The 15,312-nt window shown below is 54.0% G+C and carries 16 protein-coding genes and 4 pseudogenes; 4 read left to right on the top strand and 16 right to left on the bottom strand.

Features of this window, described 5'->3' with window-relative positions; genetic code table 11:
- From NBH12_RS10615 to NBH12_RS10620, 3 genes and pseudogenes are all read left to right on the top strand, one after another.
- The coding region (locus tag NBH12_RS10615; protein WP_250819480.1) for an IS3 family transposase at window positions 1–108 on the top strand (108 nt) is incomplete at its 5' end.
- Window positions 109–138: 30 nt separating this feature from the next.
- Window positions 139–225, top strand: a complete 87-nt coding sequence (locus tag NBH12_RS11055; protein ID WP_077149688.1) for an IS3 family transposase — start codon at window positions 139–141, stop codon at window positions 223–225.
- A 16-nt stretch (window positions 226–241) separates the two neighbouring features.
- Window positions 242–520, top strand: a pseudogene (locus NBH12_RS10620) (transposase); the annotation flags it as partial.
- Between the two features lie 168 nt (window positions 521–688).
- Here the strand turns inward: NBH12_RS10620 and NBH12_RS10625 are convergent.
- From NBH12_RS10625 to NBH12_RS10675, 11 genes and pseudogenes are all read right to left on the bottom strand, one after another.
- On the bottom strand, window positions 689–1,876 hold the full coding sequence (locus NBH12_RS10625; protein ID WP_232783124.1) for a polysaccharide pyruvyl transferase family protein: 1,188 nt from the start codon (window positions 1,874–1,876) through the stop codon (window positions 689–691).
- 47 nt (window positions 1,877–1,923) lie between these two features.
- Window positions 1,924–2,970: a glycosyltransferase family 2 protein gene (locus tag NBH12_RS10630; protein WP_106641302.1), complete on the bottom strand. Its 1,047-nt coding sequence runs from the start codon at window positions 2,968–2,970 to the stop codon at window positions 1,924–1,926.
- A gap of 2 nt (window positions 2,971–2,972) precedes the next feature.
- Complete coding sequence (locus NBH12_RS10635; protein WP_236839603.1) at window positions 2,973–3,923, bottom strand: nitroreductase family protein; 951 nt, start codon at window positions 3,921–3,923, stop codon at window positions 2,973–2,975.
- 77 nt (window positions 3,924–4,000) lie between these two features.
- Window positions 4,001–5,056, bottom strand: coding sequence for a glycosyltransferase (locus NBH12_RS10640; protein WP_052790912.1), 1,056 nt, complete (start codon window positions 5,054–5,056; stop codon window positions 4,001–4,003).
- Window positions 5,053–6,522 carry a flippase gene (locus NBH12_RS10645; RefSeq protein ID WP_052790911.1) on the bottom strand — a complete coding sequence of 490 codons (1,470 nt, stop codon included), beginning with the start codon at window positions 6,520–6,522 and terminating at the stop codon, window positions 5,053–5,055. The genes NBH12_RS10640 and NBH12_RS10645 overlap by 4 nt, the downstream gene beginning before the upstream one ends.
- Window positions 6,519–7,817: an O-antigen polymerase gene (locus NBH12_RS10650; RefSeq protein WP_171842892.1), complete on the bottom strand. Its 1,299-nt coding sequence runs from the start codon at window positions 7,815–7,817 to the stop codon at window positions 6,519–6,521. Before NBH12_RS10650 ends, NBH12_RS10645 begins: the two co-directional genes overlap by 4 nt.
- Window positions 7,818–7,854: 37 nt before the next feature.
- Window positions 7,855–8,799 (bottom strand): glycosyltransferase family 2 protein, encoded by a 945-nt coding sequence (locus NBH12_RS10655; protein WP_232783122.1) that lies wholly within the window; start codon window positions 8,797–8,799, stop codon window positions 7,855–7,857.
- 58 nt (window positions 8,800–8,857) lie between these two features.
- Window positions 8,858–9,565, bottom strand: a complete 708-nt coding sequence (locus tag NBH12_RS10660; RefSeq protein WP_250819476.1) for a DUF4422 domain-containing protein — start codon at window positions 9,563–9,565, stop codon at window positions 8,858–8,860.
- A 391-nt stretch (window positions 9,566–9,956) separates the two neighbouring features.
- The gene (locus NBH12_RS11060) at window positions 9,957–10,268 is read right to left on the bottom strand and encodes an IS3 family transposase (RefSeq protein WP_307838795.1); all 312 of its coding nucleotides are present in this window, start codon (window positions 10,266–10,268) and stop codon (window positions 9,957–9,959) included.
- Window positions 10,186–10,446 (bottom strand): annotated as a pseudogene (locus NBH12_RS11065) (hypothetical protein); the annotation flags it as partial. The pseudogene NBH12_RS11065 and the gene NBH12_RS11060, both read right to left, overlap by 83 nt.
- Entirely contained in the window at window positions 10,371–10,664 is a 294-nt protein-coding gene (locus NBH12_RS10675) for a transposase (protein WP_226790851.1), read from the bottom strand. The gene NBH12_RS10675 and the pseudogene NBH12_RS11065, both read right to left, overlap by 76 nt.
- 63 nt (window positions 10,665–10,727) lie before the next feature.
- Between NBH12_RS10675 and istB the strand changes: the two are divergent.
- Window positions 10,728–11,328, top strand: a pseudogene (gene istB / locus NBH12_RS10680) (IS21-like element ISBad1 family helper ATPase IstB); the annotation flags it as partial.
- Window positions 11,329–11,770: 442 nt separating this feature from the next.
- Here the strand turns inward: istB and NBH12_RS11070 are convergent.
- The 5 genes and pseudogenes from NBH12_RS11070 to NBH12_RS10705 all read right to left on the bottom strand — a co-directional run.
- Window positions 11,771–12,163 (bottom strand): IS3 family transposase, encoded by a 393-nt coding sequence (locus NBH12_RS11070; RefSeq protein ID WP_350448486.1) that lies wholly within the window; start codon window positions 12,161–12,163, stop codon window positions 11,771–11,773.
- A 238-nt stretch (window positions 12,164–12,401) separates the two neighbouring features.
- Window positions 12,402–12,572, bottom strand: a pseudogene (locus NBH12_RS10690) (IS3 family transposase); the annotation flags it as partial.
- 23 nt (window positions 12,573–12,595) lie between these two features.
- Window positions 12,596–13,129 (bottom strand): helix-turn-helix domain-containing protein, encoded by a 534-nt coding sequence (locus NBH12_RS10695; protein ID WP_250819477.1) that lies wholly within the window; start codon window positions 13,127–13,129, stop codon window positions 12,596–12,598.
- A gap of 16 nt (window positions 13,130–13,145) precedes the next feature.
- Window positions 13,146–14,000, bottom strand: a complete 855-nt coding sequence (locus NBH12_RS10700) for a hypothetical protein (RefSeq protein WP_250819478.1) — start codon at window positions 13,998–14,000, stop codon at window positions 13,146–13,148.
- A 980-nt stretch (window positions 14,001–14,980) separates the two neighbouring features.
- Window positions 14,981–15,312 (bottom strand): hypothetical protein (locus tag NBH12_RS10705; protein ID WP_250819479.1); only part of this gene is annotated, 332 nt, incomplete at its 5' end.

The raw sequence follows: 15,312 nt of genomic DNA on the forward strand, positions 1-15,312 counted from the left end.
GCCTTGGTCGATGAGTACATACGCTGGTACAACCACGAGCGCATCAAACAGTCGCTTGGTTGGATGAGCCCGGTACAATACCGTCAAAGCCAAGGAATGGCTGCGTGATTATCTCCAAGAAAACGTCCGCAGCCCCCTATCACCCGTGGGGAGGTGCTCGCGTTGATCGACGAGTACATCCACTGGTACAACCACGATCGGGTATGCGGCGGATTGTCGGGCTGATCGGCAGGCACGCCTCCACGGGCGGCTGCGCGAACAATCCGGCATGGCCACGTATTTCGCCGACCCGTACAGCTCGTACCAGCGTGGCGGCAACGAGAACCGTAACGGCGTGATCCGCCGCTACCTGCCCAAACGCTCCCGCATCGAACCGTCCATGGCCAACGACGTGCAGGCCATCATGGACGAGATCAACAACCGTCCCATGCGGGTGCTCGGCTACCGCACCCCGGCCGAGGCATTCACCGATGAACCGCTAGAATTAACCAACGAACAAGGGCGTTGCACTTCTAAATAGATAGCGGGCCTTTCAAACCAGCGCAACTATCTACAATCGTTACTTTAACTCGCCATTATAGTGAAGTAACCGAAATCCTATAAAGGAAGGTCCGGTTCCACATGACAACGGAACCGGACCTTCCCTTCTTATGCCGTTCTATGTCGTTTTTGCCTGCTCTCATACCGATTATCCGGATATAGTCTCCGCATAAACAGCTCTTCCGAGATATGCGATTGACCTATCGCGCATGGCTTGCAAAGCGATATCGGCTTGCGAAAAATCAATCACCTGGCCTTTGTTCGTTACAGCAACAGCAGGAATCTGCGTGAAGTCGGTGATGATGCGATCCGTCAATCCCAATTCCTGCAATACCTGCCCACGACGGGTGTCCAACTCATGCTCTTTCGTACCTTCGGTATAAACCCAGAAAGTCTTATGAAAGTTGATGGAAAACAGCGTTCCATGATAGGAATCGGTAAGCACCGCCTGAGCATGACGCATCAGAGAGAGGAATTCCTCAGGACCGGCCTCCAACACATTAATCAATTCCGCACAGTTCGGTACATTGCCCGCCATCGGCGTCAACACTGCGATGCGCATGCCAATACGCCTGGACAGTCCCTTCAACTGATTAAAAACGCCCACCGCACGCTTAGGACGAAGCAACGAATAGAACAGCAGGTACGGCCCCTCCCCTACCACCGTCTTCCGGCATGCTGGAACGTGTCTCATCCACTCATTCGCCGTCAGCAACAACGTCGGATCGCACACATGCTCAACATGCTTACCACTCACTCGCTCCAAACGCGCGCATGCGGACCGTTCGCGAGCCGACAGTGCATCGAATCGGGCGAGCGCCGGACCGATATGGTCAAGTTCCTCATCGTTCATGGTAGCCGGCGAAGAAGCGTATGAGATTTTTCTGCGGCGCGTCCACTTCAACAGGTATGGATCCATGTATTCCCAATCCACACGTGCCAATTCGTTGGAATGCTTGTTGATGATTTGATCGCTGCCGCTCACCGCAACGTCGAATGTTTCGGCCAGCTCATTAAGTTCTTCAGGAGCGCGATATTGCTTCGCGCTCAACTGCAGATTCGTGTGAATGAACTGTTCGAAACGCTTCATTCTGAGTTTGCGCTTGCCGGCTACTGGCAGCATGGTCAGATCGGCAAGTGTCGATTTCAGTCCCTGTCCGCGGAAATACAGACGTTCATAGTATCGTTTGCCTTCTTCGGAGCGGTAGTCGACCATGGTGACGTTGTGTCCCATGTCTGCAAACTTTGTCTGTGTTGCGTACGCCTGCAGCACCGAACCATAGTTGTAGGCCGCATGGTAGGTGATGATTCCGATATTGAGCGGATGACCGGCCATGTCGTGTTCCTTTCGTTTCAAGCTCATTCGTTTGTTGGTTTTATTGTTCAGTCGCCGAATTGCCTGTGTCGCACCCACGCTATCGCAGCGCTGATGTCATATAGATGCCATTTCATGGAAAGCAGGGCCACTCGTCTGGTTATCGGGAATCTGCCTCCACGATATCGCCGCAACGGCTCTTGGAATACCGGTAGATTCAAGGTTTGCCGATATCGGGTTTCCCGTTCCTTGCGATTCCAAGGTACCTGTGGATTAAACAGGTAGTTGACCATGATGATGGTCAGGTGAAACAGCGCATAATCATCAAGACACTGCATGTAGGCTTCCCGCGTATCGGCGGGTTCCATCTGCCGTACGGTGTCCTGCAGCGCTTCGATTCCTTTCACCGTGCGCCGTACATAGTCGGCTCGGAACGTCCGCACCGCGGATTGCGCATTCCTTCGATACTCATATGCCATTGCATTCACATATCCGATACGTTGCGCCGCAGCGCACGCACGGAATGCGAATTCCGCGTCTTCCCCCAAGCTCAAGGATTCGTTGAATCCTTGGACGCTTCGCAGTACGGACATGCGGTACAGTTTGCCCCATGCCAAGGCGATTCCCCGTTGCGGACGAAGCATGTCCTCGCAGAACTTGTCACATTCCAAGCCTTCGAAAACCTTGTTTTCGTTCAGATAATGATGCGTTTCGGCATCCGCATCGACATTCGCCCCCAGTACGCTACGATATGCTCCCATCACAATATCGCACTGCCGCTGCATGGCGAATTCCAGCAGATTCTCAACGGCGTCTTCGGCGAGCGCATCGTCCGAATCCACAAACATGGCCCACTGTCCGCTCGCTGATCGTAGACCGGCATTCCGGGCCGCCGATACGCCTGCATGTTCGATTGTTTCGGTATGGACGTTCATGGATGCTGTGGCCCATGTCGGTATGGAAGTTGTATCGAACGCCGGTTTTCCGTCGAAGACGATGACGGCTTCCATACGAAAGTCGTCCCCTCGCTGCTGCTGCAGGCTTTTCACACAGTCGTGCAAGGTCTGAATCGGGGTTTGATATACCGGAATGATGATGCTGACGAGTTCGGTCATGGTCAGTTCAGTTCTCGTGTGACGAATTCCGGCCGGTATCGGAAGGATACCGGTGATTCGATGGATTCCGGGAAATTACCGATGGCCACGAATGCGATAAGCACTTCGTAATCAGGCACTCCCAGCAACTTGCGTATCTCTTGTTCCTGATTCGCTCGCATCATGGTGTTCAGCGGGCATGATGCGAGCGATTCGTATTCGAGGGCCGTGAGGAATGACATGGTGAACAGTCCGCCGTCGATGTATGGCTCGTTACGCTCCTCGACACTGACGAAACTGCGGACGTCCACGCTGATGAGCGCCAGTACGGGCGGCATGCTGTATCCGCGCCACCCACCTTGCAAAGTCAGCGCTCGTTCAATGAATTTCGGATTGCGGATGAACAGTATGCGGTATGCCTGTCGATTGCATACGGATGGTGTTTTCATGGCGATCGCGACCGCGTTGTGAAGCTTTTCCTTGTCAACGTCCGTTTCCGCATATTCGCGGACACTGGTACGTCCGGCGAACAGTGTCGCGTAGTCCGATGACGCGTTGTTGCGTTTGTCGGCGGCACGAACGGTTTTGGTTCCAGCTTCGGCGGCACTGTCGTATGGTTTGTCCGCTGAAGCGATTTCAGCGGGGAACCATTCGCCAACGAATCGGGGAACCGGTTTTCCAATTGCGCGATGCTTACGCACGTATGCCCGGATGACGTTCTGCGCGACTTGGTATGTCACATCGTCCACCGGATAGCTATGCTTGCGCCATTGTTCCATCACGGTTTTGAGCTCGCTGAACGCGGATCTGCCAAAGCCGTCGCGAAAACACTGGTGCGACAGTCCTTTTTCGATGCGATGGATATAATACACCATCGTTCCACGAAGCTGTTCGGACTGTTCGCTGTTCCATGGTCCGGCGCAATTGTTCAGGAATCGCTTGCGCTGCCGGCTGTAATATGATTTCAGTTTCATATTCGCCTTGGCACGCTGCAATGTTCGCCACACATGCTTTGGCACCATTTTCCTGATCTGCTGCTTCACACCCATTGTCATTGCCTTTCCTGTAGTTCCGGCATAATTGATCGCAGTTCTTCCATGACTTTTTTGGCGTAATGCCCTTCACGCAATCGAGCGCCCAAAACCTCCGCCCGACGCGCCATCGTGAGGTATTCTTCTTCGTCGATGTCATGTTCCGCCTGTATGGCTTCGCGGAGGGTGTTCACAGCGATTCCAACGCCATGTTCCGTCACGAATGACGCGAGCGCCGCTTCCTTCCAGATGATCACTGGTTTGCCGGAAGCCAAGTAAAGCGAAAGTTTGTGGGGGTTGTTGACAGTCAGGTATTTGCCGTAGAACCCTGTACATGTTTCGGCGCTGTCGCCGTCCCAAATGAGACCGAATCGTCCTTGGAGCTTGTTCGGCAGTTCATCAGGGGTACAGATGCCCCGATACCATTCGGAAGGACCACGTTCGGAGTCGAATTTGGGACCGTAGAGGTTGATATCCGCGTCAGGAAATTGCTCGGCGAGCCGATAGAGATATCCGGCTTTATCATGGCTGAGATTTCCTGCGATGTCGATGCCATGGCGCCGTTCTGGCGGCACCGGTGTCACATCAGGCAGCAGATAATCGAAAATGCCGATTTCCTTGATTGGAGCCTTGGCCCCATATTCTCGCAATACCTCACTCATGCGAGGATTATGGCTGATCAAAGCGTCGGCCTCTGCCACCCACTGTTTGTCGAAGCCAGTGAAGGAGTATCCTCGCAGGCTTTCCAGATCATGCACCAGCATGATGAACCGTACTCCCTGTTCCTTCATTCTGCGTACGGAAGGCAAAGCGTACAAGGAAACCTTGTTATACATAATGAGGGGAAATTGGATCAGCACCACATCCGCCGGTTGGACGGTACGTTCCAATCGTTTCCAATCGGCGATGGTATAGCCGACGCATAGCAGCTTGTCGACATACCCTTTGTTTTCTCCGGGGTGCACTTCGAACGGTTTCCATGCGTCCTGTTCGAGTAACTGGCGAATGTCATCGCGTGCTTTGGAACCAGCGTGAGCGTGGTGCAGGGAACGTTCGCAAATCACATACTTCGTCATGCCTGCTCCTTTGTATCTTGTATTTTGTTGAGAATTGGACGGATCACGCCCGTTACGAATTGTTCACGGCAAACCAGCAGGGACGTGCCGTAGATGATTGAGAAAAGGATTCCACCGCACACGAGCCATAGGAATGCGTTCCATGCGGAGCAGCCGCACAATGCAAGCACGATGTATGTGGCATTCCCCGAAAAGCCGGCTGAGCAAAAGATACGGATCGGGTCGATTAATCCACGAATACCGCTGAGGAACTCACGGCAGACGTAGGAACGCATGGCAAACATCAACGCTTCGCACAAGGAAATGCTGATTGCCGAGCCGACCACACCGAAGCGGGGAATCAGCACACAGTTGGCGACAACGGCCAGCACAAGGCCGATGGCGTTGACTGTAGCCCAACTACGTTCCTTGCCTTTGGAGATCATGTAGTTGGCCAGCACGATATTCATTGCCGAGAACATCACAGCAACGCCGACGCATCGTAGCGGCACTTCGGAGTCCGCGAAATCCGAACCGCCCAGCAAGGCCACGATGGGGTCGGCGAGCAGTATGAGCAATACGATAATCGCGGAGCCGAATACCATGACGAAATTCATGTTCTTCGCGATAAGCTCGCCAGCTCGGCGTTCCTTGTTTTGCGCCTGGTAGTAAGAAAGACGCGGCAACATGACATTGCCTACCGAATTGACGGCAGTCACCAGCACGGACTTGATTTTGGAGACCAGCTGGTACAAGCCGACCATATTGGTGGTACCAAGGAAACCGAGCATGACGATGTCCACTTGGATATACATACCGGATGAAATGGATGCGATCACAAACCACAGCATGGGTTTGAAATGGCGCTTCACGTCGAGTTTCGCACCATCATGCAGATCGATGAACTTGCGCAGCCGTAGAAGGTTGAGAACGTTCGATCCGTAGCCGGCCACCACCACGATGAGACCGTACGTCACATAATCGCCGCGTTCCCTCACAAAAGCGAACATCAGCACCAATGCCAGGATTTTGAAGCATACGCTTCGCACGGTGATGTATTCGTATTGTTCCAGTGCCTGATAGAACCATTCCACGCCGAACGACGCCAACCAGATTGAAAGACCAAACAGCAGGAACAGTTCGAACTGTGCGTTCATCTTCGGTACGGTGAACAGGCATGCCACGTATACAATGCTGACCACTGTGGTGGAACAGCCCAGGATGACCAGCAGCTCCTTGACCGTGCGTGAAAGCTCCGTTCCGTCGTCACGCACGCTGGCGCAAGCCCTGACACCATAGTAGGTCACACCCAGCAAAGCCACTAGAGAGAAGTACGACGAAACCGATTGCGCGAACGCAACATGACCGGTTCCGCCAGTGGAAAGCACGCGCGATACGTAGGGAACGGTGATAAGCGGAAAAATCAGCGACGACGTGGTGACGATCATGTTCATCAGCACGTTGAACTTCACGGAATGAATTTTCATGATAAAAGCTTGTTTTCCTGTGGACTTTTAATGCTGACGTAGTATTTGAACAACACAATCGGAATAATGAACTTAATAAAACCAGTATTAAAAATATTCTGATAAAAATTACTCGAGAAAAAAGACATAAACAACTGAAAGGAAATGAAAGCATATAAGATGACGGCTATAGAATAACTGTTCCGTGAACATAGCGCCACTGAATAGGTACATTGGGACATGGCTGCCATAATTGCTACCGCCAGTAGACATCCAGCAAATCCGAAGTCGACAAGTAACGCGTAAAACGTCGTGTATACGTTTCCCATGAAATAACCATTGAACGATAGAAAAGGGAATGCACCATACGTCGATCCAACTGGGACTAGATTAAATTTTTCAAATGACGGGTACAGATACTTGAAGGAAAGCTGCCCCCAATAGTCGCTATGCACAATGCCGTGAGTTATCGCAAGATCTAAATTCTTCATAGGGGCACTTAAATAAATCGCTATGTAGTAGAAGAAATCAGATTCTTCATTACGACCAAGCAAAGTCAATGATTCAAAGAACACAATCAGCAACACGGCGACGCTCATCGGGACGTAGAGCACATATTTCGCTTTTATATTGCATAACGTAATCGCTTTGCCAGCTCTGCACCTCAACAACATGTACATTACCAGCGTGCCAAACAATAGACCTATGGAATTTGTCCGGCTTCCTGACACCGTCAACAAAACTACAGTCAGAACGAATAAAATGACTTTGTATGTTTTCCGGCTGCCATGTATTCGATCCATTGAGAAAAGATAGCCAAGAATATAGGCTATGCCCTGCTGCAATCCAGCAATCAATGAAGCGAAGCCTGGAAGGTTGACATCATCATCGCTAAATTTCATCAACTTGTTATAGCTGCCAATCACTTCAGATGGACCACCACCATAACCATTGGCCAGAACAATCTTACGTTCCTGTAGAAAACAGATTATAGCGGCAAAAATCTGAAGTACAAACAGTAATACGTATACATTATCTCTAAGCAGGAAAGCTGTATTTATTCCATTATATCCATCACTTTTCCTTCTAAAACCACGATCTCTAATGAAGACCGAAACTAGAAAAACCGCAAAGCAAAAAACAAGAAAAGAGGAGATGACCAAAAACATTGTCTCCGAAGAAACATTGAATCTCCACCCTGAATAATATTGCAATCCATATATAACTGAAACAATCATAGGAAGACAAAATAAGACAATAGGATTGACGAAGCTCCTATCCGAGACGAAATAGGCGAAAAGAAAAATAAGAATCATACACGTCAGCATAAAGAGAGTGTTCATTACAACCTACTTAATGTGCCGAAATTTCAGGATGGCTGCGTTTGTAACACCGGTACATTACGCCATACATGGTCGGTGAAACGGCAAGCAGTCTCCACTGCAGCGATTGGCTTTTTGACATAAGCTTAGCGCTTTCGACCAACGGCATCAGCTCACGTAGTCTGATTCGTGCGAATCGCTCGAATTCAGCCCATTCCTTGCGTTTGCCCGCAAGGACAATGCGATTGTAGGTACCTACGATGGATTCCAGATGACCATACGCGGCATACGGTTCGTCTTGAGGATACTTCTTACGCACCAATTCCAGCATGTTGCCAGTGGATTGCGCGAATTTATCGGTAATGCCGTGGGATTGGCTTCCTTTCGTCATCCGATATCGGTATAGGGGTGTGGAATCGTAGACGATTCGTTCGGCACGATCAAGCAGCTGATAGGTTACCGGGGAATCCTCAGCATATTCTGCGTCAAGCGGATATCGAAGACCGTCGAACAGCTCTTTTTTGGCAAGTTTGTCCCATGCGACCACATAGAAATATCCGTGCATGTTGACGTATTTGAACGCGTCTTCGGAGGTCATCACCAGTTTCTGTCCAAACAAAGCATTGCTATAGATACCGCCGTCCGGATTTTCACGTTCATAAGAGATGATGGACAGGTCCGCTTCGGATTCCCATATGTTCCGCATCATAGTAGAGAACATGTCTGGGAGCGTGTAGTCATCGGAGTCCACAAAACCGATATAGTCCCCTCGAGCAGTGTCGAGTCCGGTGTTGCGGGCATCGGCCAAACCTTTATTGGCCTGGTGGATCACACGGATACGAGAATCACGTTCAGCCCACGCATCACACTTCCTTCCCGATGAATCCGTGGATCCGTCGTCAATGACGATGATCTCAAGATTGGCATAACTCTGCCTAACAAGGCTGTGCATGCATTGGTCAAGATAACGTTCCACGTTATAGACCGGTACGATAACGCTAATCAGAGGGTACCCAGGAATGTCCATACGTCTATCAGCAGCTCTTCACGTATTTCTTACCGACAAATTTCGCCATCAGGAAGCCAGTCCCCTCCTTCATCCAGTTCACCGGCTCAGGACTGACAATCGGCATTTCTGCATATGGATAACGTTTGGTATTCAGCCACACATCAAGGAGAATCTCACTGATACGTTCCAAGACAGCGCAACTCGAAAGAATCAATACGTTTCGTAGATTCGACCACAATAGAAGCATCCAGCTGCAGTATTCGTCAAATATACCCTTGTGCATCACTACATGTTGAAAAGATGAGCTGAATTTCCTAGTAGCTTCCAACTGTCCTTCCTTCATAATACGTCCGCAATGTGAATACACAGTTTCAATATAGCACTTCCGTTCGGTCGGAACAATTACCTCCCCCATCTCGTCAAGCAACGATTCATAGTCGATTCGCTGCGATGCAACGGCAAAAAGCTTGTCGTCACCTCCATACAATTCTGGATTGTCGGGCTTGACGAAATGACGGCGATAGTACACCAAACTCTGATATAGGGATGGACGACTCTCCTGCAACCAACACGAACCGGTCAATTCGGAATACCGACCATTCAGCGACGAGATATTATCTCTGGAATTGTCACACGTCACACCAAATTCAATCGGGGGATGCAATGCCTTTCCCACTTGAAAGGGCATGTATACACGGTCCGCCGACATTCGACATACTTCGCGTGTAGCCACAGCCACAGTGATACCACACGCCATCATCGATTCATACAGACAATGAATACGTTGTTATCGACCGACAACTGTGACTACGATAGCAGAGGTTGCAGACTCACTATAGAGGGTGGAGAACGCACAGTTTCTGTCTCTTGCGTTGTTCTCGTGAGCGCCGGTCCGTTGTGAATCGTTGAAATTCAAACAGTGAGGAGGCGTTTCCTGTAGGTCCATTTTCAACCAAGAGCGAATCGTGCCGTTTTGTTGGACTTCCTTGTTCCCGTTCTTCTGATTATGCCACAAGGCCGAGCCCGCATCACAGGTCCATGATACCCGTGCCGTATTCGGTCTTGATCCTCTTGTCCCGGAACCAGATCATGTATGGATTGGCAACGGTGTGTTGGACAGTTTCTTAGAGGACGAGTCCTTGTTCGGTGAATTCCTTCGGGCTCCGGTATCCGGGGGTGGAGTGGAGCCGCTGGTTGTCGGACCGCCACACGTAGTCGTTGAGGTCGCGCCTCAGCTGCTCGATCGTGGTGCAGTGGTTCCGGTACGCGAGCTCCTTCTTCGGCGGCCTGTTCGTGTTCGCGCATGATGTTGCCGATGCGTCTGCTGGACGCGGTGACGCCCCTCCTTTCCGGGGCGGCCTTGATCTTCCTGGCGCCGTAGCGTTCGCGGCCGTCGCGCCAGGCCGCGCGCACGTCGCCGGCGATTGGATCCGCACGCTCCGTCTCGGGATGCTCGATCATCCGGTAGTAGGCGGAGCGGGGAACGCCCGGTATCCCGCACTGCGCCGATATCGGGCAGCGGGCGGCGTTGGCCCGTATCACGCCTGCCTTCGCGCGAATACCGGCGCCGCTTGTTCTGAAACGTCCACCTCCACCTCCAACCGCCGGTCGCATCTCCTCAGCTCGACCGGCTCGTCCTGCTCGGACGTGCGGTTGTCCGCGGCCCGGGTGGAGCCACTGTCGCGGATGCCCTGGACCCAGCGCTGCAGAGTCGATTGCGCGATGTCGTGCCCGGCCCTGACCTCCCGGGATGGCTTGCCGCTCTCGTACGACTGCACGATCTGCCATTTGAACGCCTCGCCGTAGTGACGGGGATGTTTCGGGCCGGCCATCGTCGGCCTCCAATCCCACATCATTCATCCCTCATCGGACTGTCTAATACATTGTAGCCAATCCAGAACGCCAGCCGAACGGAATCCAGGCGCGCCAAGCTGATCAGGAACGCGGGATTCCCGTGCGTCAAGGGCTTCGACGGATACGACTGGGGCATGGCGTCGTTCCCCGCCGACTGGGGGGGGCGAGCAGCTCATGGACCTCGGTTTCGTGGACCGGGCCGAGGACCTCGTGCTCTACGGCGACGTTGGATGCGGCAAGACGCACATGGCGATCGCTACGGGCATGCTGGCGTGCGAGAGGGGCATGCCGGTGAGGTTCTTCACCGCGTCGTCGCTGGTGATGCGTTTGCGGCGGGCGAGGGACGAGAACCGGCTCGACGCGGAACTGCGCGCGATAGGCCGCGCCAGGCTTCTGGTCATCGACGAGCTGGGCTACCTGCCGATCGACATCGACGGGGCCAGGCTCCTGTTCCAGGTCGTCGCGGATTCCTACGAGAAGCGGAGCGTGGTGTCCGCCACGAACCTGGAGTTCGGACGGTGGGGCGAGGTGTTCGGCGACGGCGACATGGCCGCCGCGGTCATCGACCGCATCGTGCACCACGGAAGGATCGTCAGGTTCCGTGGCGAGTCGTACCGCAACAGCCACTCCCTGATGAGATAAACGAAAAGAGGGGAACCAGCCGGACCGCCGGTGACGGTGTCTATTTTGAACGCCGATGGTGTTCAGATTAACTGGTGACGACACGCAGATTTATTTGACGAAAGACGTGCCTTGACCCAATGGGGGCACGGCGCCCGCGCCGGGCTGCCGGGCGGCTTGCTTCTGCCGCATGCCGCCCGATACCGGTTCGATCGCCTTCTGCTTGGTTTCCAGGGGGGATGATGGGGATCCTCATACGCCCGGCATAACGGGGATCCTTCGCCAGCCGGCGTTCCAGGCACTGCCTGGTCGGATAACCGAGATGTTCGACCACTTCGGCGGTCGTCATTGATGTCGTGAGATAGAGTTCCACCGCCCGCTTGCGTTCCTCGGGACTGAACACAACCAAATCCTTTCGTTCGGCCTCCAAGAAAACGTCCACAGCCCCTTTTCTTGGAGATAATCACGCAGCCATTCCTTGGCTTTGACGGTATTGTACCGGGCTCATCCAACCAAGCGACTGTTTGATGCGCTCGTGGTTGTACCAGCGTATGTACTCATCGACCAAGGCGAGCACCTCGTTGCGGGTGTGTTCCTCCCACTTCTCGGGGTAGACCGCCTCGGTCTTCATCCTGCCGAAGAATCCCTCCGCGGCCGCGTTGTCCGGCGAACAGCCCTTCGCGCTCATGGAGCGCGTCAGCCCGAAGCGTTCCATGAGCCCGAGCCATCCGGGCCACCGGCAGTGGCATCCACGGTCGGAATGCACCAGGGGACGCGCGTTCCCCGGGCGGCGTGGCAACCGCTTCCTCCGGCATCCGGTTGGCCAGCTCCGCGTCGGGACCGAACCCGGCGGCATGCGCGACGATCTTGCCGTCGTGGCAGTCGACCGGCGGCGAAAGGTACACCTTCCCGTCCCTGGCCTTGATCTCGCTGATGTCCGTCAGCCACTTCTCGTTCGGACGCTCGGCCGTGAAGTCCCGGTCGACGAGATTGACGGGAGCCGGCGTCGTCTCGCCCTCGTAGGAACTATACCTGCGTCGCTTGGGCACATGCGCCACGAGCCCTTCCTCCGCCATGATCCCGCGGACCACCTTCTCCGATACGCCGGTCTTGAGCACCGCCTTGATCCTGCGGTACCCGTACCTGCCCTTGGAATCGGCGAACGCCCCGGCCACCTCCGCCCCGAGCCCGGCGTATTCGTCAACGCCGAGCCGGGCGTGGCGGCAGTGGTAGCCGCTCGGCGCGATGCCGGGCAAGCATGTCATCGAGCCGGGCGAACACGCCGGCCTCAGACGGTCGACCGGCAGGGTCTTCTCCCTGTTCGACAGGCGCCGCAGGTCGGCGCCCGGGTCTTTTCCTGCGAGCCTCCACCACCTCCCGCATCAACGCGTTCCCCCGGCTCCAGTTCCTCGACCCTGCGGCGCAAAGCCTCCGCGTCATCATCATCGGCTGCGGACGGCCAGCGACGGGAGCCAGCGGGCTTATTGCCCTGCGCGGAGTTCCTGTTTTTGGGCTGCAACGCGGCCATGCCGCCCTTGCGGTACGCCCTGACCCAGCCATGCACCGCGCCGACGCCCGCGCCGAGCTGTTTGGCGGCCTGCTTCTGCTGCATGCCGCCCAGCACCAGCTCGATCGCCTTCAGCCGTGTCTCCAGGGGGATGATGGGTTTGGCCATATGACCAGCATACCGGGAATCCATCGCCAGCCAACGCTCCAGACACTGCCTGGTCGGATAACCCAGATGCTCCACCACCTGGGCCGTCGTCATCGGCGTGGTGAAATACAACCCCACCGCACGCTCTCGTTCCTCAAGACTGAACATACGAAAAACCTTTCGCTCAGTCTCCAAGAAAACGTCCGCAGCCCCCTACCGGGTTATGGGCGTTTTTGCCTATCGCCCACCACATCCAGCGTTGTACGAAAAGGTTCGCGATGGTAAGTATCACGAGCGCGAGGGCGGTGGCTGCGAGGCCCGCGAGAAGCTGTGAAAACCACGGTGCGGACGCCACGTCAATGCCGATGACGCGGAAAAGCCCGATTTTCATGATGTTGAGTGTCAATGCGTTCAGCGCGTAATAGACGAGGCTGTAGCGCCCGATATAGGCCAGCATCCGGCATGATCCCACCGCGATGCACAGCCAGATGACGGTGAACGTGCCAAGGAATGCCGCCGCGACCGATGCGGTCAGCAGCGCCGGACCATCCGGTACGATTCCGGCCACGGCCGGTACCGCCAACGTCAGGAACACTATGGCCGCGCAAGCTGACGATACGCCCGCTCTTCCGCGCGGAATGGCTTTGAGCCATTCCTTCAGCACGTATCCGACGCACATGTAGCCAGCCGCCTTGACTCCGGCCACAATCTGAAAGGGTAGTGTAGGCCATCCGGTCTGGGACGAGACGAATGTCGACAGGATGACGGACGCCATTCCAATAGCGGCAAGCACGCGCCCGTTATCAGTCAGGCTGGTCAGCCCGTACATCAGGCATTCGCCCACGAAGAACGCCATGAGGAACCACAGTCCGTTGCCCATGACGAGCACGTCGAGGAACTGGTGCGCAATACCGTAGTCGTGGCTCGTCTGAAAGGCCGCGCGCATGGATGGTATGAGCAGTATCGCGAACGGTTTCGCGAGGAAGTACAGGGAGAACACGTAATACGGCACCAGCAACGTCTTGGCCTTGCGCACCAAGAACGCCTTGAACCCGCCCCTCCTACTGAACGTGAGCCCCCCAGCAGGAAGAACAGGGGCATATGGAACAGGTATATCGCGTCGATGGGCGCATCCAATGCGGGCAGCCACACGCTTTCGCCGTCACCGTTCCTGAGGTGGCCGAAACTGACCAGTACGATGCCGACACCCTTGGCCACGTCGATCCACTCGACTCGTTTGGAACCACTCATCGTGCTTCTCCTTTGTCTTGTTGGTTGGGATATTGAAACATATGGAAATTCAAGTGCTGCATGTCAGCATTGCGTCAATGACAGGCAGCTAAGGATTAATGTCGACGTTTGCAGATTTCAGTGATATTCTTCACGAACCAACGTGTTCCCGTGCTTATGCTCTGTATGTATGTGCCGCCGATTTTTTTTATACACATATTGGGGCCAATGCCAATTGTTGTAACACAATTGAGGAATCGCTTGCCCGAGTATCAGGCCCCAAGCTCCCCAATGCATCCATCCGCACAGCAGACAAGTCAACGTTACTCCGGCAACAGTTGATGCCAGATACGCCCCTGGAATAGGGAATCTCATTCATGCTGACAATGAATTGACAGTACAACGAATGCTGGTTCAAAAGAAAACAGTAAACCGACAAGCCCAGATATAAGGTGGGGTTACAGATAAAGTCTGATTTGAATAATGGCAGTATCGGTAATATGACCAATGCGACACCTAAAGTGCATATCAGAAACATCAACATGTAGCAGGACATGCCGCGATCTTCCGCAAGGACGCCAAACCTGCATAACGGCCGTTATCGGCTCTTTTTGCAATCGATCGACCTGTGGTCGGCATGCGAGTCCCGTCCTTTCCCCCCTAAACGAACCCCGAATTGGCATTTTCAATGCATAGCGCTAACCACACAGGAGCTGCCCAATCCTGTTCATTATCTGATAGCGCTGATCCTTGCATCCCCCTTAGACACGCCCAGTCCCGTCACGTACCTCAGGGGTACTCTTCACAGGTTTCCCACCTGTTCGTGACTTGAAAGCCTTGCTCAAAACCTGATTTTGACGCTTTTCTTATGGTTTCGAAATAGAAGAAGAGCCGATAACGGCCGTTATATCGGTTTTGCTGCCCCGTCCAGACGGGGCGAGTGAATGCGTCTGGATAAGAGTTTGGATTCCCATAATCCAGAGGCCTTCGATTCGCATTGTTTTTAGTCAAGTCGGTGTTTCGTGTTTCGTCACTAATTTTTTTCGGTTTTCGGCATGAGGAGTGCCGGCCGGTGGTTTGTTTTACTGGTTGTCCGTCTTGCCGAACATGAGGGCTTGGCT

This window comes from Bifidobacterium sp. M3-N-101, assembly GCF_023656805.1.
Classification (GTDB): Bacteria; Actinomycetota; Actinomycetes; order Actinomycetales; family Bifidobacteriaceae; genus Bifidobacterium; species Bifidobacterium breve.

Excerpts from the sequence above, each read along its gene's own strand:
- NBH12_RS10625 (WP_232783124.1), bottom strand. The coding sequence starts at position 1,876 with ATGGCCGGTCATCCGCTCAATATCGGAATCATCACCTACCATGCGGCC.
- NBH12_RS10630 (WP_106641302.1), bottom strand. The coding sequence starts at position 2,970 with ATGACCGAACTCGTCAGCATCATCATTCCGGTATATCAAACCCCGATT.
- NBH12_RS10635 (WP_236839603.1), bottom strand. The coding sequence starts at position 3,923 with ATGAAACTGAAATCATATTACAGCCGGCAGCGCAAGCGATTCCTGAAC.
- NBH12_RS10640 (WP_052790912.1), bottom strand. The coding sequence starts at position 5,056 with ATGACGAAGTATGTGATTTGCGAACGTTCCCTGCACCACGCTCACGCT.
- NBH12_RS10645 (WP_052790911.1), bottom strand. The coding sequence starts at position 6,522 with ATGAAAATTCATTCCGTGAAGTTCAACGTGCTGATGAACATGATCGTC.
- NBH12_RS10650 (WP_171842892.1), bottom strand. The coding sequence starts at position 7,817 with ATGATTCTTATTTTTCTTTTCGCCTATTTCGTCTCGGATAGGAGCTTC.
- NBH12_RS10675 (WP_226790851.1), bottom strand. The coding sequence starts at position 10,664 with ATGGCCGGCCCGAAACATCCCCGTCACTACGGCGAGGCGTTCAAATGG.
- NBH12_RS11070 (WP_350448486.1), bottom strand. The coding sequence starts at position 12,163 with ATGCCGCCGGGTTCGGTCCCGACGCGGAGCTGGCCAACCGGATGCCGG.
- NBH12_RS10695 (WP_250819477.1), bottom strand. The coding sequence starts at position 13,129 with ATGTTCAGTCTTGAGGAACGAGAGCGTGCGGTGGGGTTGTATTTCACC.